This window comes from Brevibacillus sp. NSP2.1, assembly GCF_000470975.2.
Classification (GTDB): Bacteria; Bacillota; Bacilli; order Brevibacillales; family Brevibacillaceae; genus Brevibacillus; species Brevibacillus agri.
The window spans coordinates 1,277,878-1,303,257 of the sequence record NZ_CP048274.1; the positions used below are offsets into that span (position 1 = coordinate 1,277,878).

At 56.4% G+C, this 25,380-nt stretch carries 28 protein-coding genes; 25 read left to right on the forward strand and 3 right to left on the reverse strand.

The window, feature by feature from the left end:
* Positions 1–36: 36 nt before the first annotated feature.
* The 8 genes from M655_RS06275 to M655_RS06310 all read left to right on the forward strand — a co-directional run bounded on the left by M655_RS06275 (position 37) and on the right by M655_RS06310 (position 5,905).
* Positions 37–675, forward strand: coding sequence for an ABC transporter permease (locus tag M655_RS06275; RefSeq protein WP_007783846.1), 639 nt, complete (start codon positions 37–39; stop codon positions 673–675).
* Between the two features lie 52 nt (positions 676–727).
* Positions 728–1,633, forward strand: a complete 906-nt coding sequence (locus tag M655_RS06280; protein ID WP_026558154.1) for an osmoprotectant ABC transporter substrate-binding protein — start codon at positions 728–730, stop codon at positions 1,631–1,633.
* A 31-nt stretch (positions 1,634–1,664) separates the two neighbouring features.
* Positions 1,665–2,321, forward strand: coding sequence for an ABC transporter permease (locus M655_RS06285; protein WP_005827424.1), 657 nt, complete (start codon positions 1,665–1,667; stop codon positions 2,319–2,321).
* A gap of 17 nt (positions 2,322–2,338) precedes the next feature.
* Positions 2,339–2,938 (forward strand): GDSL-type esterase/lipase family protein, encoded by a 600-nt coding sequence (locus M655_RS06290; RefSeq protein ID WP_005827422.1) that lies wholly within the window; start codon positions 2,339–2,341, stop codon positions 2,936–2,938.
* A complete protein-coding gene (locus tag M655_RS06295; protein WP_005827421.1) occupies positions 2,935–4,029 on the forward strand; it encodes a tartrate dehydrogenase in 1,095 nt (364 codons plus the stop codon). The genes M655_RS06290 and M655_RS06295 overlap by 4 nt, the downstream gene beginning before the upstream one ends.
* A 60-nt stretch (positions 4,030–4,089) precedes the next feature.
* Positions 4,090–4,593, forward strand: coding sequence for a DUF2179 domain-containing protein (locus M655_RS06300; RefSeq protein ID WP_005827420.1), 504 nt, complete (start codon positions 4,090–4,092; stop codon positions 4,591–4,593).
* A gap of 82 nt (positions 4,594–4,675) precedes the next feature.
* Positions 4,676–4,813 carry a hypothetical protein gene (locus M655_RS06305; protein ID WP_157797536.1) on the forward strand — a complete coding sequence of 46 codons (138 nt, stop codon included), beginning with the start codon at positions 4,676–4,678 and terminating at the stop codon, positions 4,811–4,813.
* A 321-nt stretch (positions 4,814–5,134) separates the two neighbouring features.
* A complete protein-coding gene (locus M655_RS06310; RefSeq protein WP_026558155.1) occupies positions 5,135–5,905 on the forward strand; it encodes a 3-hydroxyacyl-CoA dehydrogenase in 771 nt (256 codons plus the stop codon).
* Between the two features lie 33 nt (positions 5,906–5,938).
* On the opposite strand, the gene M655_RS06315 is transcribed toward M655_RS06310, so the two are convergent.
* A complete protein-coding gene (locus M655_RS06315; RefSeq protein ID WP_286086027.1) occupies positions 5,939–6,742 on the reverse strand; it encodes a helix-turn-helix transcriptional regulator in 804 nt (267 codons plus the stop codon).
* Between the two features lie 197 nt (positions 6,743–6,939).
* Between M655_RS06315 and M655_RS06320 the strand changes: the two genes are divergently transcribed.
* Positions 6,940–7,998, forward strand: coding sequence for a CapA family protein (locus tag M655_RS06320; RefSeq protein WP_026558157.1), 1,059 nt, complete (start codon positions 6,940–6,942; stop codon positions 7,996–7,998).
* A gap of 82 nt (positions 7,999–8,080) precedes the next feature.
* Here the strand turns inward: M655_RS06320 and M655_RS06325 are convergent, their stop codons facing one another.
* Positions 8,081–8,497 carry a GNAT family N-acetyltransferase gene (locus M655_RS06325; protein WP_005827413.1) on the reverse strand — a complete coding sequence of 139 codons (417 nt, stop codon included), beginning with the start codon at positions 8,495–8,497 and terminating at the stop codon, positions 8,081–8,083.
* A 124-nt stretch (positions 8,498–8,621) separates the two neighbouring features.
* Here M655_RS06325 and M655_RS06330 point away from each other — a divergent pair, with 124 nt between their 5' ends.
* From M655_RS06330 to M655_RS06385, 12 genes are all read left to right on the forward strand, one after another.
* Positions 8,622–10,007, forward strand: coding sequence for an aminotransferase-like domain-containing protein (locus tag M655_RS06330; RefSeq protein WP_005827411.1), 1,386 nt, complete (start codon positions 8,622–8,624; stop codon positions 10,005–10,007).
* A 224-nt stretch (positions 10,008–10,231) separates the two neighbouring features.
* Entirely contained in the window at positions 10,232–10,567 is a 336-nt protein-coding gene (locus M655_RS06335; protein ID WP_025847541.1) for a helix-turn-helix domain-containing protein, read from the forward strand.
* A 236-nt stretch (positions 10,568–10,803) separates the two neighbouring features.
* A complete protein-coding gene (locus M655_RS06340; protein ID WP_005827406.1) occupies positions 10,804–11,760 on the forward strand; it encodes an ABC transporter permease in 957 nt (318 codons plus the stop codon).
* Positions 11,761–11,773: 13 nt separating this feature from the next.
* Complete coding sequence (gene opp4C, locus M655_RS06345) at positions 11,774–12,706, forward strand: oligopeptide ABC transporter permease (RefSeq protein WP_005827404.1); 933 nt, start codon at positions 11,774–11,776, stop codon at positions 12,704–12,706.
* Positions 12,707–12,713: 7 nt separating this feature from the next.
* Positions 12,714–13,700, forward strand: coding sequence for an ABC transporter ATP-binding protein (locus M655_RS06350; protein ID WP_005827402.1), 987 nt, complete (start codon positions 12,714–12,716; stop codon positions 13,698–13,700).
* Entirely contained in the window at positions 13,690–14,655 is a 966-nt protein-coding gene (locus tag M655_RS06355; protein WP_026558158.1) for an ABC transporter ATP-binding protein, read from the forward strand. Before M655_RS06350 ends, M655_RS06355 begins: the two co-directional genes overlap by 11 nt.
* A gap of 390 nt (positions 14,656–15,045) precedes the next feature.
* Positions 15,046–15,240 carry a YezD family protein gene (locus M655_RS06360; protein WP_005827399.1) on the forward strand — a complete coding sequence of 65 codons (195 nt, stop codon included), beginning with the start codon at positions 15,046–15,048 and terminating at the stop codon, positions 15,238–15,240.
* 71 nt (positions 15,241–15,311) lie between these two features.
* Positions 15,312–15,593, forward strand: a complete 282-nt coding sequence (locus M655_RS06365; RefSeq protein WP_007786731.1) for a DUF2325 domain-containing protein — start codon at positions 15,312–15,314, stop codon at positions 15,591–15,593.
* Positions 15,594–15,872: 279 nt separating this feature from the next.
* Positions 15,873–17,513 carry a peptide ABC transporter substrate-binding protein gene (locus M655_RS06370; RefSeq protein ID WP_026558159.1) on the forward strand — a complete coding sequence of 547 codons (1,641 nt, stop codon included), beginning with the start codon at positions 15,873–15,875 and terminating at the stop codon, positions 17,511–17,513.
* 73 nt (positions 17,514–17,586) lie between these two features.
* A complete protein-coding gene (locus M655_RS06375) occupies positions 17,587–18,477 on the forward strand; it encodes a serine hydrolase (RefSeq protein WP_005827393.1) in 891 nt (296 codons plus the stop codon).
* Complete coding sequence (locus tag M655_RS06380; protein WP_026558160.1) at positions 18,477–19,640, forward strand: serine hydrolase; 1,164 nt, start codon at positions 18,477–18,479, stop codon at positions 19,638–19,640. The genes M655_RS06375 and M655_RS06380 overlap by 1 nt, the downstream gene beginning before the upstream one ends.
* Positions 19,641–19,853: 213 nt before the next feature.
* On the forward strand, positions 19,854–21,056 hold the full coding sequence (locus tag M655_RS06385; protein WP_007786723.1) for a sensor histidine kinase: 1,203 nt from the start codon (positions 19,854–19,856) through the stop codon (positions 21,054–21,056).
* 95 nt (positions 21,057–21,151) lie between these two features.
* On the opposite strand, the gene M655_RS06390 is transcribed toward M655_RS06385, so the two are convergent.
* A complete protein-coding gene (locus M655_RS06390) occupies positions 21,152–22,336 on the reverse strand; it encodes a NupC/NupG family nucleoside CNT transporter (RefSeq protein ID WP_005827388.1) in 1,185 nt (394 codons plus the stop codon).
* Positions 22,337–22,608: 272 nt separating this feature from the next.
* On the opposite strand from M655_RS06390, the gene M655_RS06395 reads away from it, so the two are divergent.
* From M655_RS06395 to M655_RS06410, 4 genes are all read left to right on the forward strand, one after another.
* A complete protein-coding gene (locus tag M655_RS06395; RefSeq protein WP_005827386.1) occupies positions 22,609–23,367 on the forward strand; it encodes a TrmB family transcriptional regulator in 759 nt (252 codons plus the stop codon).
* Positions 23,368–23,631: 264 nt separating this feature from the next.
* Positions 23,632–24,093, forward strand: a complete 462-nt coding sequence (locus tag M655_RS06400; RefSeq protein ID WP_005827383.1) for a RidA family protein — start codon at positions 23,632–23,634, stop codon at positions 24,091–24,093.
* Positions 24,094–24,127: 34 nt separating this feature from the next.
* Positions 24,128–24,781 (forward strand): helix-turn-helix transcriptional regulator, encoded by a 654-nt coding sequence (locus M655_RS06405; RefSeq protein ID WP_026558161.1) that lies wholly within the window; start codon positions 24,128–24,130, stop codon positions 24,779–24,781.
* A gap of 6 nt (positions 24,782–24,787) precedes the next feature.
* Positions 24,788–25,315: a dipeptidase gene (locus M655_RS06410; RefSeq protein WP_026558162.1), complete on the forward strand. Its 528-nt coding sequence runs from the start codon at positions 24,788–24,790 to the stop codon at positions 25,313–25,315.
* Positions 25,316–25,380: the final 65 nt, after the last annotated feature.

The following is a 25,380-nucleotide window of genomic DNA, read 5'->3' on the forward strand; positions in this document are numbered from 1 at the left end:
TCCGCGCTCCGGCGCTTTGTAGGGGGAGGGACGGGCATGAGCGATTTCTTTGCCTTTTTGTCCGAGCGGCACGAGCAAATTCTCTCGCTTGTCTGGGAGCATTGCTACATTTCCTTGCTCGCTGTGCTTGCGGGATTCATCCTTTCCGTTCCCCTTGGCATTTTATTGACGAGAGCAGAGCGAATCAGCCAGTATGTCATCGGCGTCGTCAACATTTTGCAGACGATTCCGAGCCTGGCGCTGTTGGGCTTCATGATTCCGTTTTTGGGCATTGGCGCTTTTCCGGCCGTCGTCGCGCTGTTTTTGTACTCGCTTTTGCCGATGCTGCGCAACACCTACACAGGTATCCGCGAGGTGGAGCCGTCGCTGATCGAAGCGGCTCGCGGGATGGGCATGACCAATCTGCAAATTTTGTTCAAGGTAGAAATTCCGCTGGCGATCTCGATCATCATGGGCGGCTTGCGGACAGCGACGATCTATACGATAAGCTGGGCGACGCTCGCCGCTGTCGTGGGGGGCGGCGGCTTGGGCTACCTCGTCTTCACGGGGCTTGGCAACTCGAATGACAACATGCTGTTGACAGGGGCGCTCCTGACTGCCCTGCTCGCGGCGTTCGCCGACCTCGTCACGCGCAAGTTCCAGCGCATGTGCACACCGCGAGGCTTGCGGAAGTGAGCAGAGCGATCCAATAACAGGTTGAGAGAAAAAGGGGGCAATGAATGTGGGGATGAGAGTGCTTTTTCGCACGCTGTTTTTGGCGGTCCTGGCGGTTGCGCTGGTCACGGGCTGTTCGAAGGGGGGAGCTGGAAACACCGTTCAGCTCGGTTATCAGCCTACCTCCGAGCAAGAGATTATCGCCAACATGCTGAAAAAACTGATTGAAGCCAATTCCAGCCTGAAGGTGGAAATGGTCGGCGGGCTCGGCGGAACGCCTGTCGTGCTCAAAGCGATGCAAAACAACGACATCCAGATTTCCGCCGTCCGCTACGTAGGGACAGATCTCACGAGCAGTCTCGGCATGACCGAATTTCCGAAAGACCCTGCCGCCGCCTTCGACCTGGTCAAGCAGGGCGTCAAGGAAAAGTTCGACCAGGAATGGTTTCCGTCCTACGGCTTTGACAACACGTACATTTTTACGGTGCGCAAAGATATCGCGGAAAAATACGGCCTGAAAAAGATTTCCGACCTGCAGGCGCACGCCGCCGAAATGAAGCTGGCAACAGACGCGGGCTGGCTGGAGCGGACCAACGACGGCTATCCGGCGTTCAAAAAGGAGTACGGCCTGGAATTTGCCAAGGCGATTCCGATGGACATCGGGCTGGTCTACAAAGCGGTGAAAAATGGCGACGTGGACATCGTGCTCGCCTATTCGACGGACTCGCGCCTGAAGGAGTACGATCTGGTCACGCTGGAGGACGACAAGCATTTCTTCCCGAACTACACGGCCTCGCCTGTCGTGCGCAACGACGCGCTCAAAAAGCATCCCGAGCTGGCGGACATTTTGAACAAGCTGGCGGGCAAAATCGACACGAAGACGATGACGGCGCTCAATTACCAGGCGGATGTGGAAAAGCTGGAGCCAGCGGAAATCGCCCAAAAGTTTTTGACCGAGCAAGGGCTTTTGCAGCCGTAGCGACCTTTTGCCAGAAAAGGAGGCAGATTCGATGGACAGCATCCTCGACATAATCGGCGTCATGAACAAATATTCGGAGCAAATCCTGGAGCTGACGGGGGAACATCTGTTCATGAGCATCAGCGCCATCGTCATTGCGATTGCACTCGGCCTTCCCCTGGCGATCCTGATGACGAAAAACCGGACGCTGGCCGTGGCGATCCAGACGACGATCAACATTATCCAGACCATTCCGTCCATTTCCATGCTGTTGATTATCATGATTTTCCTCGGCCTGGGCTATGACACGGCCATCGTCGCCCTGGCGCTGTACTCGATGCTGCCGATCATCGCCAACACGTACGCGGGACTGACTGGCGTGGACAAAAACATGATCGAGGCGGGAACAGGCATGGGCATGACGTCCGGCCAGCTCTTGCGCATGGTCATGATCCCGCTGGCGATGCCGATTATTTTGGCGGGAGTGCGGGTAGCGGCCGTTGTAGCGATCGGGGCGGCCACGATGGCGACGTTTGTCGGCGCGGGCGGTCTGGGCGAAATGATCTTGCGCGGCATCTCCACGACTGACGATCAAAAAATTTTGGCCGGGGCCATACCAGCCGCGCTGCTCGTCATCCTCGTCGACTTGCTGCTCGGGCTTGTCGAGAAAAAATCGAGCTTCCGCCTGCGCGCAGCGAAAAACAAATAGGAAGGGGCGAGCAAACGATGAGAAAACTGGTGTGCATCGGCGACAGCTTTACGGAAGGGCTGGGCGTGCCGAAAACGGCGGCCTGGCCCGCGCTCCTGCAGCGCGAACTGGGGGTGGAGGTCATCAACAAAGGCATTTCGGGGGACACGACAGGGGGAATGCTCGGCCGGTTCACCCACGATGTCGTTTGGCAAAACCCTTCGCATGCGCTCATCATCGGCGGCGGCAACGATTTGTGGTGGGATGTCAGCGAAAATGCGCTGCTCGCCAATATGTACGCCATGGTCAAGCAAGCGCTGCACCACGGCATCGTGCCGATCATCGGCGCGTCCGGCTCCGGCTTCGACCCGGGCCAGGTAGACGGCGAGCAGGTCTGGGAGCCTGTAGCCGGCTATGGCACGCTGTTGCGGCGCGGCAAGGAATACGCGGCGGCGCTGGAAGAGATGGCGAAAAAAAGCGGCCTGTTGTTCCTCAGCTTTCAGGGCATTTTCCACGACGAGCGGGGCGAGGTCGACCAGACGTACTTTGCGGGCATAGACGGACTGCATCCAAATCAAGCGGGGCATGCGAAAATCGCCGGAGCGGCCGCTTCGTTTTTACGGGAAGTGATCGTATGAAAAAAACGTGGCAGATCGCAGTGATTGCAGGAGACGGCATCGGGCCGGAGGTGCTTCGGGAAGGGATCAAGGTGCTGGACACGGCGGCACGGCTCGACGGCAGCTTCGAGCTGCAATTTCACGATTTTCCATGGGGCTGCGAGTACTACGCCAAACACGGCAAGATGATGGACGAGGACGGGATGGAGCAGCTCCGCAAGTTTGACGCGATCTACCTGGGGGCTGTCGGCTATCCGGGAGTGCCGGACCACATTTCGCTGTGGGATTTGCTTTTGCGCATTCGCAAAGGGTTCGAGCAGTACGTCAACATCCGCCCGATCAAGCTGCTGCGCGGCGCTCCTTGCCCGCTCGCTGGCGTGCCGCGAGAAGCGGTCGACATGCTGTTCATTCGCGAAAACAGCGAAGGCGAATACGCGGGGGCAGGAGAGTGGCTGTTTCGCGGAAAGCCGGAGGAAGTGGTGCTGCAGACAGGCGTGTTCTCGCGCAAAGGGACGGAGCGGATTATCCGCTACGCGTTTGCGACGGCCCGCGAACTGGGCAAGTCGCTGACGAGTATCAGCAAAGGCAACGCGCTCAACTACTCGATGGTTTTCTGGGACGAGGTGTTTGCAGAAGTCGCCAAGGAATACCCCGATGTGCCGACGCATTCGTATTTGGTCGATGCGGCGAGCATGTTCATGATAAAAGAGCCGCAGCGGTTCGAGGTCGTCGTCACTTCCAACCTGTTTGGCGACATTTTGACCGATCTGGGCGCGGCGATTGCCGGAGGGCTGGGCCTGGCGGCGGGGGCCAACATCAACCCCGAGCGCACGTATCCGTCGATGTTCGAGCCGATTCACGGGTCTGCCCCGGACATCGCGGGAAAAGGCATCGCCAACCCGCTGGCGGCAATCTGGTCGGCGAGCCAGATGCTTGAATTTTTCGGCTACAAGCACCTCGCTGAACTGGTGCTGCAAGGGATCGAGGAGACGCTGGTGGAACACGAGGTGCTCACGCCGGACATGGGCGGGACGTCCGCGACCGCAGAGGTGGGGGACGAGGTCGCAGGCAAAATCATCCGCCTGTTTCAGCAGAGTGGACATATAGTCTGAACCGATGGGAGGCTCCGCCGCTTGGATGGCGGAGCCGACTTTTTGAGGAGAGGGTGTCGCATGATTTATGTGACGATTGCGTTGATCCAGATTATTTACGTCGCGCTCAATTCCCTGCGGGTCGTGCTGATGATAAAAGGCCGAAACTACGCGGCCGCGAGCTTGTGCACGGTCGAGATTTTTGTCTATTTGTCCGGGTTGTCGATCGTTTTGAACTACATGGATTCGTTCTGGGGGATTTTCACGTACTGCCTGTCGTATGGAGTGGGGACGTTGCTCGGCATGTACATCGAACAAAAAATCGCCCTCGGCTACATGACGCTGCAAGTGATTACGGCCAATGAAGCGGAGCTGACCAGCGTGCTCAAGGAAAAGGGCTACGGCGTGACCAAGTGGCACGGCTCCGGCCTGTACGGGACGCGGATGATTTTTCTCATTTTGGCCAAGCGCAAAAATTACCTGGATGCGATCAAAACGATCCAGCAAATCGATCCCGGCGCCTTTATCATCTCCTCGGAGCCGAAGACGTTTGTCGGCGGGTTTACGCCGGGGAAGCTAAACTGAAAGCACGCCTGTTCCAAGCCTGCCTGCGCCAAGCCCGCGCATAAAAAGGTGCCGTGCAGCATCAGGGGAGCGCGGCATCTTTTTGCTGTCTGCCCTGGGTGGTGCGGCAGCTTGTGACGACCCGGCTTGCGGAATCGCGTTTTTGCCCGTGCAGGCGTTAGGCTGGTTGGCCCCGGTGTTTGTGAAGGCAGTTGCCATTTTCTTTGCCGTCTGCTCATAAAATACTATCTGATAGGCGAATTGCCAGCTTTTGGTTTGGGGCGACTGAGTGGCAAGGTTGCGGCCGGAGAAAAAGGGCGGCTCTGGCAGTGGAGCACAGCCGGATTGCCGAGGCGAACCAGTGCCAAGCGGTCAGAGTTGTCCAATCGCCGGACAGAGGTGTCTCGTAACTGTCCGCTGTCCGCTGCGCGTATGTGCCCGGACCGCGACATGGACAGCAGTGTTTTAGACAAAGCGGGAGCTGATAACGCTTTTGCGGGCTGGTGCAAAACTTGCATAGGTAATGTTGCGAATGCCGATTTGAAGGAAGGGAGAGAATGGCGTGGAAATTCGGGATGTGGTTGCCATGGTAACGGGTGGAGCTTCCGGATTGGGGGAAGCCACAGTAAGGAATGTGGTTGAGCACGGAGGAAAAGTAGCCATTCTTGATCTGGACCTCGAACGGGGGTACGCCCTCGCCAGCGAGCTGGGACGTGAGCAAGCCCTGTTTGTACAGACGGATGTGACGAGCGAGGCGAGCGTGCGGGAGGCGATTGACCGCGCAGCGGGAGCTTTTGGCACCATTCATGCTGCGATCAATTGCGCGGGCACGGTCCTGGGGCAAAAGACGCTTTCCAGAAACGGCCCGCATTCGTTGGAGGCATTTGCCAAAGTCATCCAGCTCAATCTGATCGGCACGTTCAATGTCGTGCGCCTGGCGGTCGAGCAGATGGCAGGCAATGAGCCAGCCAGCACGGGCGAGCGCGGCATCATCATCAATACGGCTTCTGTCGCCGCTTTTGACGGGCAGGTGGGGCAGGTGGCCTACAGCGCCTCCAAAGGCGGAATCGTCGGCATGACATTGCCATTGGCACGTGACCTGGCGCCGTACGGGATTCGGGTGATGACGATCGCTCCTGGCTTGTTCGATACGCCGATGTTTGACAAGCTGCCGCGCTCTGTAAAAGACGCGCTGGGAGCGACCGTTCCTTTTCCATCGCGCCTAGGTCAACCCGGCGAATACGCCAGGCTGGTGAACAGCATCATCACCAACCCGATGTTAAACGGAGAGACGATTCGGCTGGACGGGGCGATTCGGATGCAGCCGAAGTGAGCGAAGGGGGAAGCAAGCGGGCAAGCTTTTGTTTCAGCTTTGCGGTTTGACGCGGCTGGGCGCTTCCGTTTCCAACAGCGACAGTTCCTGCGCCTTGAGCAGCGCCTGCGTGCGGTTGGCGACGCCGAGCTTGCCGTAGATTCCGTGCAGGTACACTTTTACCGTCCCGCCCGTATTGCCCAGCGTTTCGGCAATTTCCTTATTGGTAGCTCCCTTGCCGAGCATGGACAAAATGATCCGCTCCTTGCCTGTCAACGGCTCTGCAAGCGGCGCGGAGCGATTGTCTTTGATGGTTGCGCCCGTTTGCGGAAAGAGGGCGAGCAGGCGGGCGACGCAAGCGGGAGACACGGCAGGAGCAAACGGCTCTGTCCGGGCTTTTTCCCGCTGCTGATAGGCGAGCAGCAAGCTGTGCATGGCCGGGCCTTCGTCGAGAAAGCTGCGCACGTACAAATTCCGCTCTCCGATTGCGAGCGCCTCGTGCAAGCATGCCAGGGCCTGCGGCTTGTTGCCTTGCTGCCATTCGGCCAGCGCCTGCACCACGTATTTGTTAATCAGCGAGTCGCCCCAGCCGTGCGTCTCCAGGATGCGGGAAAACTGCTTGCCGACCAGCTCTGTCTCATCGGACATCATCCCTTTCAAGCCGAAGCGCGTCTTTCGGATAAAAGGCTCTGTCGCGTTGTAGTTCAGATGGTAGAACAGCGGGTTTTGGGGCAGCTCGTCCTGCAATTGGGCAGCGCTTGCCACCCAGCTTGCAAAATCGCCGTTTGCGAACACGAGGTTGGCCCGGACAAAAAACAGGCCGCTGGCAAATTGCTCGCGTTCCGCGGAGGCTGGCATGTTTGACAAGTCTTTATCCTCTTCCTTGCAGCGCAAAAGTATCCTTCTATTATACTAGCAGACATGCGCCGTTCGACACGGGAAAAACGCGGCGTCAAAATAGGGCGAGAAATTCCTTTCCCCGCCGGACACGCTTCAACAAGCTTTTCGCAGCGCGCCTTCTACAATGAAAGGTAAAAAAAGGACGTGCGCGGCGAATGCAGATTATTCGATGGAAAAGGGCGGCCATGGTAGCGGTCGCAGCGGCTTTGCTGGCTGCTGCGAGCGCAAGCCCGGCTTTCGTCCAGGCGACAGAGGCGGGCGAGCGGCAAATAGCAGCAGAGGAAATCCGCATCGCGTTTGTGGGAGACATCATTTTGGATAAAAGCGTAGGGGTACAGATCGCGCGCCATGGGATCGACTACCCGTTTCAAAAAACAGCGGATTTTTTGCGGCAGGCCGATCTGGCTATCGGCAACCTGGAAACGCCTGTCAGCACACGCGGCAAGCCGGAGAAAAAGGAGTTTACGTATCGCGCCAAGCCGGAAGCGTTGCAGGGGCTTAAAACTGCCGGAATCGACGTGGTCAATCTGGCGAACAACCACACGCTGGATTACGGTGTGGATGCCCTGCTCGATACGTTTGCCCATTTGCAAAAGCAGCAAATCGGCTACGTGGGCGCAGGCAAAAACGAAGCGGAAGCGTTTGCGCCGTACGTACAGACGATCAAAGGCAAACGCGTTGCGGTGATCGGGCTTGGCCGCGTGCTGCCCAATCAGCGCTGGTACGCGGGCAAAAACAGGCCAGGGCTTGCGCACGCCTACGCCTATGAGCCGATGCTCTCCTATGTGCAGCAGGCGGTGGCGCAGTCAGATATCACGATTGCGGTCATGCACTGGAATCTGGAGTACAAGGACACGCCCGAGCCGTATGCCCGCGAGCTGGCGAAAAAGCTGATCGACCACGGCGTGGATGCGGTAGTCGGCTCGCATAGCCATTCGGTCATGGGCGTCGAGTTTTACAAAAATGCGCCGATCTACTACAGCGTAGGCAATTTTGTGTTCACGACCTCGCACAATCCGAAAGGCCGTGAAGCCATCATGGCGGAGCTGACATTTGCCGCAAGCGGCACGAGGACGCGGGTCATCCCGGTCAAGATTGCAAACGGACAGCCAGCCCCGATGGACAGCCAAAACAGGCAGCGGATGGTGGACAAGCTGAACCGGATTTCCTACGGGGCAACGGTCGCAGCGGACGGCGAAGTGAAAAAGAAGTAGGGAGGCTTTTGGAGAAGCCTCCCTTTTTGCATGGCTTTGGCTGGTCGCTCAGGCGTGCCCGACGGACAACGGACAACGCCGCTCACACAGACTCTGCCTGCCTGCGCATCATCTCTCTGCGCACGAAGCCGTACTGCTCGTACAGTCCATGCGCATCCCGCGTACCCAGCGTCATGTTCGTATGACGAATGGCCGGATGGTGGATGACGATCTCCATCATCCACTTGCCAAGCCCTTTTCCCCGATGCGCCGGATCGACGAAGACATCGCACACCCAGGAAAAAGTCGCGTAGTCCGTCACGACCCTGACGAATCCAGCCTGTCCGTTCTCGTGGTGCAATCCGAAGCAGAGCGACTGCTGGATGCTTTTGCGCACGATCTCGCACGGACGCTCGCTGGCCCAATAGGTGGTAGCCAGCCACGCACAAATTTTGTCCTCGTCGAGCAAAGCCTTGTCATCGCTCATCGTATAAGGCCATTCGCCGTGCTTCCACTCCATCTGTACCCCTCCCGCTTTCCTGTTTACTGCCTGACTTACGATTTACTATACTGTAAGGAACAAAAAGAGAGCTACGCACAAAAAGCGCATCTGTACCCACACAGAGCGGAGAACGGGGGACAGGATGGAGACAAAATACGAAGCGGTCAAGCAAGAGATCAAGGAGCGACTGGCGGCGGGCAACATACGGCCGGGCGAGAAGCTGCCTTCGATCCGCACAGCCTCTGCGCTGTGGAATTGCAGCATCAACACGGCGATCCGGGCCTATCAGGAGCTGGAAAAAGAGCACTTGATCTACTCCGTGCCAAAAAGCGGCTATTACGCAGTGCTTCGCTCGCAGGAAAGCGCGCGCCGGATGGAGGAGCACATTGATTTTTCAGCGGCGTGTCCCGATCCGGAGGTCATGCCGTACAAAGACTTCCAGCATTGCCTCAACCGCGCCATCGAGCTGTACCGGGAGCAGCTTTTCACCTATTGCGATCCGCAAGGCTTTTCCTCTTTGCGCCGCGAATTGGAGAAGCATCTCGCCCATTCGCAAGTATTCGCGCATCCGTCCCGAATCTGCGTAGTTTCGGGCGCGCAGCAAGCTTTGCACCTGCTTGCGTCGATGCCTTTTCCCAACGGAAAAAGCGCGGTTCTGGTCGAGCAGCCCACTTTTCACGGCATGCTTCGTTCGCTGCGGCTGCTGGGCGTAACGGCGCTCGGAATCGCGCGGACTGCGGCAGGCATCGACCTGGACGAGCTGGAGCGACATTTTCGCAACAATCCGATCAAGTTTTTTTATACTGTGCCGCGCTATCACAATCCGCTCGGGACAAGCTATGCGGCAGAGGAGAAAAAGCAAATCGCCAGGTTGGCGGAGCGCTACGGGGTATTTGTCGTCGAGGACGACTACCTGGCTGACATGGAGACGAAGGCGAAGGCCGACCCGATCTACAGCTACGATTCAGCGGGACAGGTTATCTACGTCAAAAGCTTTTCCAAAATCATGCTGCCGGGACTGCGACTGGCTGCGGTCGTGTTGCCGCCGTCGCTTCTGGAGACGTTTCGCCTGTTCAAAGCATCGGCTGATTCCAGCACGTCGGTCCTGTCCCAAGCTGCTCTGGAACTGTATCTGAACTGCGGCATGTACGACCGTCATGCGGCGATGGTTAGGGAGCGCTATCAGGCGCGGATGGAAGCGCTGGATGCAGCTTGCCGCCGCCATCTGGACAAGGGGCTGGGCTTTCGGTATGTCGCGGCGCACGGGGGAATTTTTACGACCATCGTCCTGCCGGAAGGAATCGCAGCCCCCGACATGATCGCGGCCTTGCAGCAGCGCCATGTACGGGTGTTCTCCACGGAGCAAAACTACTTGCCGAGCTTTGCTAGCGACAACGGGCTGCGCCTCAGCATCATTCAGACGGATGCCGCCGAGATCGACAGAGGAATGGCGCTCATGGCCGAGGTCGCCGGCGCGCTTGCGCAAAAACGGGAAATGGACAGGCGGCGAGTCATCGACTGGCGATGAATAGGAGCTGCTGCCAATGAATTGAATTATCAAAATATTTACCGTTGACTCGACTGTTCGGAAAAATTTAATATATATAAATTGAAAACTGTTTTGTATATAAAACAAAAAACGATTTAAACCAGAAAAATCAGGAGAATGATATTATCCCCTTTAGGTAGACGGTGAAAAAAGACCAAGTTAACGAGCTTGGATGATACACTGATACTTGGAGGGGATTTTCTTTGGCTAAAAAGGGGCAGTCATTTGTGAAGTATTCAGAGGAGACAAAACAAAGAGCCGTTGATTTATATGAAAAGGGTGGACGAAGTTATCAAGCTGTGGCGGATGCTCTGGGAATACGCAGTTCTAGTCAGGTAAAGAGCTGGGTAAAGAAATGCCGCAACCACGAAACACTGCAGGATCAGCGGGGCAAACAAGCAGCTTCCCATCCTTTTATTGGACGGCCCCGCACCAGGTTTTCCAGCGTGGAGGAAGAACGGGATTATTTGAAAGCGCAGGTCGCGTTTCTAAAAAAGCGCAATCCCAATCTATTCGGGGAGGGATCATTCCGAAAATAAATCGCTTTGACATCATTTCTTCGTTAAAGGACATGTACCCCATTACTTGGTTGGTGGCGATCGCCCAAGTATCGCGGGCAGGTTATTACAGATTTTCCGAACGAGAAAGCCCGCTACGGTGCGATAGCACCCCCTTTAGGGGCGGGATGAGAGTGAGTAGCGAATGGCTGCACCCGTGAGTTGTGCCCGGCCCTGGGGCTGGGCTTTCTTCTTTTCCACCCGAAAGGAGGCAAACGATGACCGCCTATTTCCTGAAAAGACTGTTGTACATGGCGCTGAGCCTCTTCGGCGCATCCGTTCTGATCTTTCTTTTGTACGCCATGACGCCCGGCGACTTCGTCGATACGAACCCGAAGCTGACGGCGGAGCGCAAGCTGGAGCTGAAGGCGATGTACGGACTGGATAAGCCTGTCGGGGAGCGGTATGTCATCTGGATGAAAAACGCTTTGCGCGGCGACTTCGGCTACTCCCTGCAATACCAGCAGCCGGTGATGTCGCTTTTGAACGACTACATCTGGAACTCGTTTTTGCTCGCCATCACCTCTACGTTTTTCACCTGGCTCATCGCCATTTCCATCGGGGTGCTGTCTGCGGCAAAGCAGCATTCGTGGTTCGATGCGCTCGTGACGATCGGGGTGTTTGCCGCGATGTCGCTGCCTGTCTTTTTCGTCGGCTTGCTGTTCATCAAATTGTTCGCGGTCGATGCCAAGCTGTTTCCTGCGGGCGGGATGATGCAGATCGGCAGCAAGGAGACGGGGCTTGCTTACGCATGGGACGTCATTCGCCACATGTTTTTGCCTGTGGCTGTCCTGACGCTGTTGAGTGTAGGGGCGCTGACCCGCTATTTCCGTACGAACATGCTCGAGGTCATCCAGCAAGACTTCGTGCGCACAGCCAGGGCCAAAGGGCTGAAAGAAAAAGTCGTCCTGCACAAGCACGCCCTGCGCAATGCGCTTTTGCCAGCGATTACGCTGCTCGGCTTTGAGCTGCCGGCGCTTTTTGGCGGCGCGATCATCACGGAAAAAATTTTCAACTGGCCCGGTGTCGGACAGTTGTACATGCAGGCGTTTTCGGTGCGGGACTACCCGCTGTTGATGGGCTTCACGATGTTTTTGGCGATTCTCACCGTCGTGGGCAACCTGTCCGCCGATCTGCTGTACAGAGTGGCTGACCCGCGCGTCCGGCTGAAGTGAGGGAGGAAACGAGATGGCGACAGTAGCGAGGGAAGCAGCGGAGCTGGCGAGAGACGGGCGGACTGCCTCCCGCCGATCCTCCTTGTGGCGCGAGGCGTTTTCGCGGCTGAAAAAGAAGCGTTTGGCGATGGGCGGACTCGTGTTTTTGCTGGTGATGGCCGCAGTTTGTTTGATCGGGCCGTTTTTTTCGCCCTACGCCAGCGGCAGCGTGAACACGGCGAGCATCAACAAGCCGCCAAGCCTCGCGCATTGGCTCGGGACGGACAATTTGGGGCGGGACATTTTGACGCGGATGATGCAGGCGGGTCGCATCTCGCTGACGGTCGGGATCGCCTCGATGGTGCTGTCCGTCACGATCGGGACGGTGCTCGGGGCGCTCGCAGGCTTTTACCGTGGTTGGGTCGACCAGTTGATTATGCGGCTGGCGGATGTGTTGATGACCATTCCCGGCTTGCCGCTGCTTTTCATCATGGGCGCGGTGCTCTCCGAGTGGAAAATCCCGACTGATTACCGCATCTACATCGTGATGGTCATGCTCAGCCTGATCGGCTGGCCGGGCTTGGCGCGGCTGGTGCGCAGCCAGATGCTGACGCTGCGCGAGAGCGAGTTCATGCAGGCGGCAGAGGTGCTCGGCCTGCGGGATCGGCGCAAGCTGTTTCACCATTTGCTGCCCAATCTGATGCCGCTGCTCATCGTCGTGGCGACCTTGAACGTCGGGGGAGCGATCCTGAGCGAATCGGTGCTCTCCTATTTCGGGCTGGGCGTCGTCCCGCCGACACCGACGTGGGGCAACATGATGGACGCGGCGAACTCCCTGATTGATTTTCAAAAGCGGCCGTGGCTGTGGGTACCGCCGGGCGTCGCCATTTTTGCCACCGTGATTTCGATCAATTTGCTCGGGGACGGACTGCGAGACGCACTGGACCCGAAGCAGAAGGGCAGGTGAGCCGGACGTGAACAAGCTGGTGGACATTCGCAAGCTGAGTACGCATTTCAAGTCGGAGCTGGGCGTGGTCAAGGCGGTAGACGGCCTCGACTTGCGCGTGCAGCCTGGCGAGACGGTGTGCATCGTCGGCGAGTCGGGCTGCGGCAAGAGCGCTGCGGCCATGTCGCTGATGGGGCTGATCTCGGAGGCGGCGGGAAAAATCGTCGGCGGAGAAGTGTGGTTCGCGGGCCGCGACTTGCGCAAGGTGAGCAAGGAGGAACTGCGCAAACTGCGCGGCAACGAACTGGCGATGATTTTTCAGGAGCCGATGTCGTCGCTCAATCCGGTGTTGACGATCGGCGAGCAAATCATGGAGCCGCTGATCGAGCACAAGCGGCTGCGCAAAAAAGAAGCGCTGGCAAAAGCGATCGAGCTGATCGAGCTGGTCGGCATTCCCCGCGCCAGGGAGATCGCCAAAGCGTACCCGCACGAGCTGAGCGGCGGGATGCTGCAACGGATCATGATCGCGATTGCGATTTCCTGCCATCCGCGCCTGTTGATTGCCGACGAGCCGACGACCGCGCTCGATGTGACGATCCAGGCGCAAATTCTCGATCTCTTGCGCAAGATCAAGCAAGAGTCAGGCACAGCGATCCTGCTGATTACGCACGATCTGGGTGTGGTCGCAGAAATGGCCGATCACGTGGTGGTCATGTACGCCGGAAAAGTGGTCGAGGAAGCGCCCGTCGAAGCGCTGTTCGAATCGCCGCTGCACCCGTACACGCAAGGCTTGCTTCGCTCGAAGCCCGTGCTGAACCAGCGGCAGGCCAAGCTGTACTCGATCCCCGGCCAGGTGCCGCATCCGGCGACGCTCGGCGAGTCCTGCTACTTCCACGACCGCTGCGCGCATTGCCTGGACAAGTGCCGGGTGCAACATCCGCCGCTGCGCGAGCTGGGCGACGGGAGGAAGGTAGCCTGCTGGCTGCACGAGGAGGAATTTGGCTATGACCGGTAATCTGGTGGAAGTGCATCGGCTGAAAAAATATTACCCGATCACAGGCGGGCTGTTGGGGCGGACGGTCGGCCACGTCAAGGCAGTGGACGACGTCAGCTTTTCGATCAAAAAAGGCGAGACGTTCGGGCTGGTCGGCGAGTCCGGCAGCGGAAAAAGCACGACCGGGCGCACGATTTTGCGGCTGCTGGAAAAGACGGCAGGCGAGGTGCGCTTTCAAGGAATCGACGTGCACGCCCTGTCCAAAGCGGAGCTGCGCGCCCTGCGCCCGCGCATGCAGTTTATTTTCCAGGACCCGTACAGCTCGCTCAATCCGCGCATTCGCATCGGGGAGGCGCTGGGCGAGGCGCTTCTGGACCACGGGCTTGCCGCGCCCGCCGAGGCGAGAGAGCGGGTGCTTGCCGTCATGGAGCTGTGCGGGCTTGCGCCTTATCACATCGACCGCTACCCGCATGAGTTTTCCGGCGGTCAGCGCCAGCAGATCGGGATTGCGCGCGCGATCATCCTCAACCCGGATTTCAGCGTGGCAGACGAGCCGGTTTCAGCCCTGGACGTGTCGATTCAGGCGCAAATTATTAATCTGTTTGCGGAGTTGCAGGAGCAGCGGCAGTTGACGTATTTGTTCATTTCCCACGACTTGAGCGTCGTCGAGCATTTGTGCTCGCGGATTGGCGTCATGTACCTCGGCTCATTGGTGGAGCTGTCCTCCCGCGACGAGCTGTTTGCCGAGCCGCTTCATCCGTACACGAAGGCGCTCTTGTCGTCCGTTCCGCTACCGATTCCGCGGCACAAGCGCGAGCGGATCGTTTTGCAGGGAGACATGCCAAGCCCTGCCAATCCGCCCGCAGGCTGCAAGTTCCACACGCGCTGCCCGTACGCGATGGAGCTGTGCAGCGAGCAGGCCCCGGCTTTTCGCGAAGTAAGCCGGGACAGATTCGTCGCCTGCCATCTGGTCTAGCTGCTGCGAAAAAGGGAGAGTAGAGGCATTGACCGAGAGAGAAAGTATATGATAAACTCGTTATAAATCAAAGTAAGTATATCGGTTTTTGTTAAATAGCTGATCGGACTACCGAAGGCTCCCGTGCAGACAACCAGCATGTCTTGTTCATCGGGAGTCTTTCTGCTATCAACCGGAAAAGAGGTGAAGTACCAAAGCAACCGCACAGCGTGGAAATGCAATGGACATACATGAACGCCAGCGATACCGGATTTGCGCAGCCTCTCGAAGCCCCGTGCTCTCATTGACAAAAAAGGGGACCGAGGGGTATCATTAGGAAACAAAACATACTAAATAGGTAGGAATAATATACATTGATTTTTTTCGCCAAAAACAGGGAGGAGTGACCATATGGCAAAGAAAGAGAATGCCCTGGATGAACGGTTGTGGGAGAGAATCGCGCGTGCGTTGGACAGCTTGGAATACGGCTCCATTCACATCGTGGTTCACGACTCGCAGGTGGTCCAGATCGAGCGGACCGAAAAATACAGGCTCCCTGCTGAAAAGGCGGAGACGAAGTACAATCAGGCACGAACAGGCAGATAGCAGGCGGAGCAAACAGGCCCAGCGCACGACAGATTGATACTGACGGGAGAATAGAGAGGAGGAGCTTTGTTATGGCAGGCGTTCTTGTAGTAGGTGGAGATCGGGTAGGGGAAATCGAGAGCTTGTTGCAGGATAAAGGGTTTCGCAATGTGTATCACGTTTCCGGACGAAAAAAATCGGACGTAAAGGCGACGATTCCTGCCGATACGGAGCTGGTTCTCGTCTTTATCAACTTCGTCAGCCACAGTCTCAGTAAAAACATCAAGAAGCTGGCGAAGCAAAAGCACGTCCCGATCGTCTTTTGCAGACGGTCGTGTGACGCGGTTTCCATGCACCAGCCAGCGATCAGCTAACCCCTGTCTACCGGACAATTCCATATTCGCGCGTGAATAGAAGTATTCAAGACTGAATACTTCTTTTTTGCGTAATCGGAAAACGAAAAAATGGGCAGCCTGATCGTGTGGGCCGCGTTTTTTTCCCAGGGAAGACAGATGGGATTTTTTGCAAAAACTGCCCAAGGCAAAAAGTATTCAGTGTTGAATACGGAACAGCGCCCGCGAAAATGATCTGGCACAAAATTTGCAGAATATTTATGCATCAGCCGTTCACCGAACCAAAAAATGGGGGTAAGCATGAAAAAACCAGTTGTCATCACAAGTCTCTTGGTTTTGCTATCCGGATTGTTTGCAGGCTGCAGCAACAGTGCGCCCACGAATCAGGCAGCGCCAGACTCGCAAGGGCAGCCGTCATCCGAAGCGGCTTCGCCTGCACCGGCAGCCAGCCAGATTTTGCGCATGAACGCCTCCGAGCCGGAAATATTGGACTCCGGCATGTCCAACGACGTCATTTCCGGCGCGTTTATCCGCTCTTTGTACGACTCGCTCGTGCGGCTGGACAAGGATGGCAAGCCGGTCAATTCCGTAGCCTCGGACATTTCCATATCGGACGATAAAAAGGTGTACACGTTTACGCTGCGCGACAGCAAATGGAGCAACGGCGACCCTGTGACGGCCAACGAATTCGCTTTTGCCTGGATGCGCGTGCTCGATCCGAAAACAGCGAGCGGCTCCGCCTACAAATACTACCCGATCAAAAATGCCCGCGCCTTTTTCGAAGGCAAGGCGCAGGCAGCAGATGTCGGCATCAAGGTGATCGACGCCAAGACTTTGCAGGTCACGCTGGAAAATCCGACCCCGTACTTCCTGACGCTCGCCACCTTCTACTATCCGGTCAACCAAAAAGTGGTCGAGTCCAACCCCGACTGGGCGAGAAAGCCGGAAACGATCGTGACAAACGGCCCGTTCAAGCTGGTGAACTGGGAGCATAAAAACAAGATCGAGCTGGCGAAAAACGACCAGTATTGGGACAAAGACGTCGTGAAGCTGGACGAAATCGAGTTTTCCATGATTGAAGATACGAATACCGAGCTGGAGCTGTTCAACAGCGGCGAATTGGACTGGGCAGGAGGGCCGATCAGCAGTTTGCCAGCGGATGCAATCGGGCCGCTGCGCGACGAAGGCAAGCTCAAGACGATGGAGCGCGCGACCAACTACTATTTGCTGTTCCAGACGGAAAAGCCGCCGTTTACGAATGCGAAAATTCGCAAGGCGTTTGCCTACGCGATCAACCGCAAGGACATCGCGGACAACATCGGGCAGGCTGGACAGACGCCGCTGATGGGCTTCGTGCCGCGCTCCGCCTCCCTGAAGCCGGATGGATTTTTCAAGGATAATGACACCGAGACGGCGAAACAGTTACTGGCAGAAGGCATGAAAGAACTGAACATCGCGACACTGCCGGAGATCACCTACCTGTACAACACTTCCGACCTCAACAAGAAAATTGCCGAAGCGCTGCAAGCCCAGTGGAAGCAGGTGCTGGGAGTAGACGTCAAGCTCGTCAACAAAGAGCTCAAAGTCATGTTCGACGATCAGGAGCACGGCAAGTACATGATTTCGCGCACGGGCTGGACAGGCGATTACAACGACCCCGTCAACTTCCTGGAGCTTTTGATGGAAAAGTACAGCGCAAACAACTCGACCTTCTGGCACAGCGAGCGCTATGTGGAGCTGGTAAAGCAGGCGTACGCCGAGCCGGATGAGGCCAAGCGCAACCAGCATTTGCTTGCGGCCGAAAGCATTCTGATGGACGAGATGCCGGTCACAGGGGTGTACAGCAGCGTCAACTCCTGGGTGCAAAACGACAAGGTCAAAGGCATCACCGTGGACCCGCTGGGCTATATCGACTTCAAGTGGGGCTACAAAGAACAATAGCGCATGACAGAAATGGCCGACGCCCGTGATACATGTGTGTTGGCCGTTTCCATAAAAAGGAGGAGACTTTCCTATGGCATGGCAGAAGGCATTGGAAAAAGCGCTCGCGGACGCGCCAGGCGTGTTCGGGGTCGCAGCGGAGCATCTGGAAACGGGGGAGTCGGCCGGACAGCTCGACGATCAGCTTTTTCAACTGGCGAGCGCATTCAAAATTCCGATCATGGTCACCTTGATGCGCGAGGTGGAGGCAGGGCGCGTCCGGCTCGACCAGCGGGTGGTGACGCAAAAAGACACGCGCGTCCCCGGTTCAGGCATTTTGCAGGAGCTGGATGCGGGCGCGGCCTTGACCGTCAAGGACTTGGCGACGCTGATGACGATTGTCAGCGACAACTACGCGACCGATCTTATCATCGAGCTTGTCGGCGGCATCGACAAGGTCGAGGCGCACATGCACGAGCTGGGGCTGAAGCAGATTCATTTGCGGCATACGTGCTGGCAACTGCTCAACCGCTGTGTCGGCATGAACGAGCCAGCGCCGTCCCCGGCAGGCTATGACGAATACGAGCGCCGGGAGGAAACCGGCGAGTACGAAATCGTCCACGACGTTTCGCTGCCGACTTTAGACAACAACGTAGCGACGCCGCGCGACCTGAACCGTCTGCTCATGCTGATCGCGCGAAAAGAAATTTTGACGCAAGCCTCCTGTGAGCTGATGCTGGACATTTTGCGCCGCCAGCAGTTCAACAGCCGCCTGCCTTACTTGCTGCCGGAAGGAACGAAGGTCGCGCACAAGACCGGGACGGTCAACGCCGTGGTCAACGACGCAGGACTGATTTATTTGCCTGATGGAAAAGGAACGATTGCGATTACCGTACTGTCGCGGGGCGTGACCGACAAGCAGGCCGCAGAGCTGGCCATCGCCCGCGCAGCCAGAGCGATTTACGACGAGGCGGTGGGGAACTGATGCAGGTGACGACATGGACGAAATCGTTTGAAGAGTATGCCGAGCAGCTTTTGGCCGAGGCCAACGCGCCAGGAGCGGCGATTGGGGTCGCGCGGGGAGGAAAGCTGCTGTACCAGAAGACATTCGGCTACCGCGACAGGGAAAACGGGCTGCCCCTCTCGGCCGACACGGTGTTTGGCATCGCCTCGATCACCAAGTCTTTTACGTGCGTCGCCATCATGCAGTTGCAGGAGGCTGGCAAGCTGTCTGTCCACGATCCGGTCGTCAAGTATTTGCCGGAGTTACGCGCCGGGGATGAAGAGCTGACGAAGCGGATAACGATTCATCACTTCATGACGCATACGCCGGGAATGGCGCCGCTGCCTTTTTTGGACAAAGCGATGAAGCGCAGTATGGAGCAAGACCCGGCGATTGCGGGGACGGAAGCGGAGGAAGAGCTGAAAAAGCTGCCGTACCTGGACACGTATGAAGAGGTCCTGCAGGCGATCGCGGCGTTTGACGCCAAGCCGCTCGGCGAGCCGGGAGAAGTGTTCAGCTACAACAACGACGCCTACGGCTTGCTCGGGGCGATCGTCGAGCGGGTGAGCGGGCAGACGTATGAACAGTACGTGACCAAGCACATTTTGCAGCCGCTCGGGATGCAGCGGACCGTGTTTGACGTGGAGGCGCTTGCGGACAAGGACGACGTCACGATTTTGTACACGAACAAAAAACTCGACGGCGAAAATCAGGTGATTGCCGCCCCGCACTGGCACGATGCCCCCGCCATGCGCGCCGCCGGCTTTCTCAAATCAACCGTGAACGATCTGTTGGCTTACCTGGAAGTATTCCGCACGAACGGAGAGGGCGTCGCTCCGATGTACACATACGCGCCGTATGAGCTGGCAGACGAGCAACTGTCCGAATACGCAGGCCGCTATGAATCGAACGAATGGCTGAATACCGTGATTGCAAAGCGGGATGGGCAGTTGTATTTGGAAGTGGACGGCCTCGTTTATCCGCTATTGCCTGTAGCAAAAGACAGCTTTATTTTTAGACGGAGAGATTCCATCGTCTGGATCGACTTTTTCCGGGATCGGGAAGGCGAGGTCGCGAGGATGAGCTACGCCTTGCGTCAATTGACGAAAGCTTCTGTAAACAACGGCTCGTCGGAGCAGCAATAGCTTGTCATAAAGAAGGATGCGTAAGCTATTTCGCTGCGTATCCTTTTTTTGCCGGAAAAAAGCAAACGCTTCGCCTGGCTGCGGCAAACGGACGTTGTCGTGCAAAAAGAGAACCGGCGTATCATTTTTTATTTATGTGTGAGAAGGAACCAGTCACAGTCTAGCGAATTGTCCTTTGGTTGGGAAAATATGGGTAAGGGCAAGAGGGAAACAATGAGTGACGAAGAGTGGATTTCGGTCAGGGACAGATGGCTGTCGCCGTTGCTGGTCGCTGCGGAGGAAATCGTGGAGCTGCACATGCAAGACATGCTTTCATTTGGAGAGCCGATTTCCCGTTACTATCGCAAATATCAGCAACAGCAGCGGATAGGGGTTCACGGCTTGCTGACAGAAGCGGTGCAGCAGCTATTTGCAGAAGAGGGCGAGTACACGGTATATTTGCAGGCGCTGCCCAGGAAGTCGTACAAGTGGGGGGAGAGGTGGGCGAAGGAAGAAATCCCGAAGGAAGTGCTGCTCGAAGCGATGCACAACCTGCGCCACCATGCGTATGAGGGCATACGGCGAGCCTGCACGGAGGCACTGGCCAGAGAGGAACTGTTGTCGCGCCTGCACGATGTGCTAAGCGTGCGCTATCACCACACGATGCGCGGATACTTGGCGAGCAAAGATCAGAAGATCAGCCATTTGCACCAGCAAAAAATGGGGGTCATCGGGCAGATGGCCGCAGGCATGGCGCATGAGATACGCAATCCGTTGACGGCGATTCGCGGATTTTTGCAGTTGATGCGAAAAAGTCTGGAACTGGAGGCTCCCTCTCCGGCAGACAGGGAGCGCTTTGCCAAGTACATTCAAATTTGCCAGCACGAGGTGCAAACCTTGGACAAGCTGGTCACGAGCTTTTTGATTTTGGCCCGCAAAAATGAAGCGGCGAACAGCCGCAACGAAATCGTCGAGCTGCACCCGCTGCTGGAGAGGGTGCATGAGCTGACGATGCATTCTCTCATCGAAAAAGATGTGCACTTGTCTTTTCATTATTCACCTGAGCAAGTCCGGGTCTGGGCGATTCCATCCCACGTGGAGCAAATTTGCCTCAACCTGATGCAAAACGCGATCGACGCAGTGGACACAAACGGAATCGTCCGGATTCACACCCGTTTTTTTGCCTCCGAATCAACGGTCAGCGTGACGATTGAGGACAACGGCTGCGGTATTTCCGAGCAGCGCAAGAAGCATTTGTTTGAGCCGTTTTATACGACGAAGGAAAAGGGGACGGGCATCGGCCTCTCCGTCTGCAAAAAGCTGGTCGAGGAAATGGGCGGGCAGATCGAGATTTACTCGACAGAAGGGCAAGGGACAAGGGTCGAGTTGCGCTTGAGCGCCGTCGTCCCGGCTGAGCCAGCTTGCCTTGCCAGATGAAGCTGGCAAGCTCAATCCGCAGAAGCTGCGAACGCAAAAAAACAGGCATGGCTGTGAGCTGCATGCCTGTTTTTTGCGTGGAAGCCAGCCGCCGATCACAGAAAGACGCCGATGATCGTGGCGGACAAGACAGAGGCGAGCGTGGAGCCGAGCAGCAGCTTCAAGCCGAATTTCGCCACGAGATCGCCCTGCTTTTCATTCAGCGCCCGCACAGAGCCTGTAATGATGCCGATGGAGCCGAAGTTGGCAAAGCTGACGAGGAAGACCGAGACGATGCCGACCGTTTTCGCCGACAGGCTGCTCGCGATTTCCTTGAAGTCGAGCATCGCGACAAATTCGTTCGTGACGATTTTCGTCGCCATGATGCTGCCAGCCGTAACGATCTCCGCCTGGGGAATGCCCATCAAAAAGGCGACAGGAGCGAAAATGTACCCGAGCACGTCCTGGAACGAAATGCGGAAGATCAGCAAAAACAGCTCGTTGACCAGATTCATCAGGGCGATGAAGCCGATCAACATCGCGCCGACGATCACGGCGATTTTCAGCCCGTCCACGATGCTCTCGCTAATCATCTGGAAAAAGGCAGGCCTCTCTACTTCTGCCTCAGGCTCGATCAAGTCTTCTTCCGCCGTCAGCTCGTACGGGTTGATGATGTTGGCGACGATCAGCGCCGACAGGATGTTCACGACGATGGCGACGACCACGTATTTTGGCTCCAGCATGGTCATGTAGGCGCCGACGATGGCAATGCTCACAGCGCTCATGGCAGAGGTGCACAGCGTATAGAGACGCTTGCTGGAGACGAGCCCGAGCTGCTTTTTCGTCGTCAGAAACACTTCCGATTGCCCGAGAAAAGCAGAGGAGACCGCGATGTAGTTTTCCAGCCGGCCCATTCCGTTCAGCTTGCTCAGCACGAAGCCGGTGAAGCGAATGAGCAGCGGCAAGATTTTAAAATGGTTCAAAATCCCGATCAGCACGGAGATGAAAATAATCGGCAGCAGCACATCGAGAAAGAAGGTGGACGTGCCGTTGTTTTCCAGCCCGCCAAACACGAAGTCCACTCCGCTGATCCCGAGCTTCATCAGTGTATCGAAGCCTTTGGAAATAAACAAAATCAGGTCAATCCCGAGCCCGGTATTGAGCAAAAGAAAGGCCAGCACGAGCTGGGTGGCGATCATGATGAGAATCGGCTTTAGCCTGATCGCTCTGCGATGATGGCTGAGCGCAAAGCCCACGCCGAACACAAACAGTAAACCCGTCAACAAAAAAACGACATTCATTGCTACTTTCTGCCTCCCAATTATAACAAGTATCTCATGCTGCGCGAGGTGCATGTCCCTTCCAGGCCCGTGGAGCCGCTTTCAAAGCGTTTTGAAAGAGAAGTGCAACGATTTTGAATTTTAGTTACTACTCGTGGAGTAACCTAATTTGCAGGCTTTTACCAGCTTACATGGAAGCCAGGCGCCTGTCAATTCGGAGGTTCGTTGGCTTTGTGTCCATCTATGCTTTATCATAGGAAATAAATAACCAGTTGATACGGGCAGGAGGAAGCATGTTACAAAAATTTGGTTTTTCGCAGTATGAAAGCAAAGTTTTTGAAGCGCTGGTGTCGAGCGAGGAACCGTTGGACGCGACGAAAATCGTGAAATATTCCGGCGTGCCAAAAGCGAAAATATACGAAGTGCTGTCGCGCATGATCGAAAAAGGCATGGTGCTGGATTCGGTATCGGAAAAGAAAAAGCTCTACAGTGCGCTGCCCTTGCCGCTTGCCATCGAAAAGCTGACGGCAGAGTTCCAGGACAACATCAAGCAGTTGAAAATCCAGTCGCGCAAAAAGTCCTACTCCGAAGATTTGGTTTGGAGCCTGAAGGTCGACACGTCGATTCGCGTACAGAGCAAGCAGATGATTCAGGAAGCGAAAAGCTCCATCCGCATTTCGGCGTGGAAAGACGATCTGGTCGAGTATTTGCCGCTTCTGGAACAGAAAGAAGCGGACGGAGTAGACGTGGAGGTGCTCGTCGTCGGGGCGTTGAAGCCGAATATCGCCAAAGTGCATACGCTGATTCCGGCAGCAGAGCACCACACGCTGGAGCGCTTTCGCCTGCTGATTATCGACGAGCGCGAGGTGATTTTCGCCTGTGAGGAAAACCAGTCGTGGCAAGCGATCAAAACGATGTCCAAGCCGTTTGTCAAAGTTTTCACGGAATTTTTCTACCACGATCTCGCGCTGGCGAAAATCAGCCGGAAGCATTACGATCTGATGATGAATGACGACGAGATCAGAAGCATTTTGATGCAGCTTCGTTATTGAGGCTCCGTTAGGAAGGCGAAGGGAAACCGCTTTTGCAGGTGCAGATGAGTTGCGGGATCGCCAGCAACGCGCCAGAAATGCGCCAGAAATGCGCCAACAATCCGCCAGACATGCTTGCAAGCGAGCGTGCCTGGCTTTTTTGCTGGATAGATTTTTAAAAAATTAATCGTATTCAAAAATTTGTTGAAAAAGAAGTGCGCAGAATAGTATGGTTAACGTAACGAAAAATATTTCTGACTTTTCATTCATTCGCGGGGTGATGCTATGTCGAAGATCGAAAATCGCTTGCAGCAACTGGGCTATACGCTGCCGCCGCCACCGCCGACGATGGCGAACTACGTCTCGTGCGTGCGGACGGGCAATCTGCTCTACACTTCCGGGGCGGGCTGCTACGTCGATGGCAAGCCGCTCTACCTGGGCAGGCTGGGGGCAGACGTGACGATCGAAGAAGGGTACGAGGCGGCGAAAATTACGACGCTCAATCTGCTTTCGATGCTGAAAGCCGAGCTTGGCGATCTCGACCGGATTGTGCGCATTGTCAAGCTGTTTGCGCTGGTCAGCAGCGCGCCGGATTTTTACGAGCAGCCGCGAGTCATCAACGGCGCTTCCGACCTTTTGATCGAAGTGTTCGGGGAGGCAGGCAAGCATGCGCGGGCGGCAGCCGGAACCTCTGTCCTGCCCTTCAACAATCCGCTTGAGATTGAGCTGATTGTGGAGGTCAGTTGACATCATCTTAGACAAAAGAAGCGAGGCTTTTTTCATGACGAAACCGATTCATCCGATTCTCACCAGCTACATACCGGTCGTGGAAGGGCTGGCGAAAACATTCGGCCAGCATTGCGAAGTGGTGCTGCACAATCTGACGGACGTGTCTTCCTCGATCATTGCGATCCACAACGGCCATGTGAGCGGCAGACAGGTCGGCTCCCCTGTCACCAATCTGGCGCTGCAAGCGCTGCGCACCGCCAAGACGAGCCAGGAGGACTACGACCTCAACTACCGCAACGACACGATCAAAGGCAAGCAGATCAAGTCCAGCTCGATCTATATCAAGGACGAAAACGGACAGGTCATCGGCAGCCTGTGCATCAACATCGACCTGACGCACATTGCGATCGCGCAGTCGGCCTTGAGCGAAATGATGGCGTTTGCCGACAAGGTGGAGGAAGGCCGGACGGCAGAAACGTTCGCGCCAACGGTCACCAGCCTGATGGAGCAAATGATCGACGACTGCCTGAAAAAGACGGGCAAGCCGATCGCTCTCATGCAAAAAGAAGAAAAAATCCAGTTTATCCACCTGCTCGACGAGGTCGGTCTGTTTTTAATCAAAGGGGCCGTCCAGCATGTGGCCGATTTGCTGGACGTCACGAAGTACACGATCTACAACTATTTGGACAAAAAAGACGGGAGATGAGCGAGCATGGCAGAGGCGACTGTGGAGCAGGCGCGGCGCTTTCACGATGGCGTCCATGTGCTGGACGGGCATTTTGACCTTTTGATGGATGTGGAGATTCAACGCGGCTACGGACGGACGAAGCTGATCGAGACGGAGTATTTGCCGCGGTTTCAGCAGGGCGGCGTGCATTCCGTCGTGGCCGCCGTATTCGTCGAAGATGCGTTTGTGCCGGAAATGGCCTTGCGCAAGGCGCTGAACCAGGTGAGCGCCCTGCACGCGGAAGCGGCGGAGTCCGGCGACCAGTTTGTCATCGCAAAATGCGTGCAAGACCTGCTCACAGCCAGACAGGCAGGCAAAGTCTCGTTCATCCTCTCGCTGGAAGGCGCAGAGCCGCTGTACAACGATCTCGGCCTGCTGCGCATTTTTTACGAGCTGGGCGTGCGGATGCTGGGGCTGACGTGGAGCCGCCGCAATTACGCGGGAGACGGCAGCTTTTTCGCTCCGGTGCGCGAAGGGAAAAAGGGCGGCTTTATACAATTTCATCTACAATAATGATATTGAACAAATCACTAGCGTTGCATAAAAATCTCTGGACTAATAAACTGATTTTTCTGTAC

Bases quoted from the DNA above. Each gene is read 5' to 3' on its own strand.
- M655_RS06275 (WP_007783846.1), top strand. From the start codon at position 37: ATGAGCGATTTCTTTGCCTTTTTGTCCGAGCGGCACGAGCAAATTCTC.
- M655_RS06280 (WP_026558154.1), top strand. From the start codon at position 728: ATGAGAGTGCTTTTTCGCACGCTGTTTTTGGCGGTCCTGGCGGTTGCG.
- M655_RS06285 (WP_005827424.1), top strand. From the start codon at position 1,665: ATGGACAGCATCCTCGACATAATCGGCGTCATGAACAAATATTCGGAG.
- M655_RS06290 (WP_005827422.1), top strand. From the start codon at position 2,339: ATGAGAAAACTGGTGTGCATCGGCGACAGCTTTACGGAAGGGCTGGGC.
- M655_RS06295 (WP_005827421.1), top strand. From the start codon at position 2,935: ATGAAAAAAACGTGGCAGATCGCAGTGATTGCAGGAGACGGCATCGGG.
- M655_RS06300 (WP_005827420.1), top strand. From the start codon at position 4,090: ATGATTTATGTGACGATTGCGTTGATCCAGATTATTTACGTCGCGCTC.
- M655_RS06315 (WP_286086027.1), bottom strand. From the start codon at position 6,742: ATGCCAGCCTCCGCGGAACGCGAGCAATTTGCCAGCGGCCTGTTTTTT.
- M655_RS06320 (WP_026558157.1), top strand. From the start codon at position 6,940: ATGCAGATTATTCGATGGAAAAGGGCGGCCATGGTAGCGGTCGCAGCG.
- M655_RS06325 (WP_005827413.1), bottom strand. From the start codon at position 8,497: ATGGAGTGGAAGCACGGCGAATGGCCTTATACGATGAGCGATGACAAG.
- M655_RS06330 (WP_005827411.1), top strand. From the start codon at position 8,622: ATGGAGACAAAATACGAAGCGGTCAAGCAAGAGATCAAGGAGCGACTG.
- M655_RS06340 (WP_005827406.1), top strand. From the start codon at position 10,804: ATGACCGCCTATTTCCTGAAAAGACTGTTGTACATGGCGCTGAGCCTC.
- opp4C (WP_005827404.1), top strand. From the start codon at position 11,774: ATGGCGACAGTAGCGAGGGAAGCAGCGGAGCTGGCGAGAGACGGGCGG.
- M655_RS06355 (WP_026558158.1), top strand. From the start codon at position 13,690: ATGACCGGTAATCTGGTGGAAGTGCATCGGCTGAAAAAATATTACCCG.
- M655_RS06360 (WP_005827399.1), top strand. From the start codon at position 15,046: ATGGCAAAGAAAGAGAATGCCCTGGATGAACGGTTGTGGGAGAGAATC.
- M655_RS06365 (WP_007786731.1), top strand. From the start codon at position 15,312: ATGGCAGGCGTTCTTGTAGTAGGTGGAGATCGGGTAGGGGAAATCGAG.
- M655_RS06370 (WP_026558159.1), top strand. From the start codon at position 15,873: ATGAAAAAACCAGTTGTCATCACAAGTCTCTTGGTTTTGCTATCCGGA.
- M655_RS06375 (WP_005827393.1), top strand. From the start codon at position 17,587: ATGGCATGGCAGAAGGCATTGGAAAAAGCGCTCGCGGACGCGCCAGGC.
- M655_RS06380 (WP_026558160.1), top strand. From the start codon at position 18,477: ATGCAGGTGACGACATGGACGAAATCGTTTGAAGAGTATGCCGAGCAG.
- M655_RS06385 (WP_007786723.1), top strand. From the start codon at position 19,854: ATGAGTGACGAAGAGTGGATTTCGGTCAGGGACAGATGGCTGTCGCCG.
- M655_RS06390 (WP_005827388.1), bottom strand. From the start codon at position 22,336: ATGAATGTCGTTTTTTTGTTGACGGGTTTACTGTTTGTGTTCGGCGTG.
- M655_RS06395 (WP_005827386.1), top strand. From the start codon at position 22,609: ATGTTACAAAAATTTGGTTTTTCGCAGTATGAAAGCAAAGTTTTTGAA.
- M655_RS06400 (WP_005827383.1), top strand. From the start codon at position 23,632: ATGTCGAAGATCGAAAATCGCTTGCAGCAACTGGGCTATACGCTGCCG.
- M655_RS06405 (WP_026558161.1), top strand. From the start codon at position 24,128: ATGACGAAACCGATTCATCCGATTCTCACCAGCTACATACCGGTCGTG.
- M655_RS06410 (WP_026558162.1), top strand. From the start codon at position 24,788: ATGGCAGAGGCGACTGTGGAGCAGGCGCGGCGCTTTCACGATGGCGTC.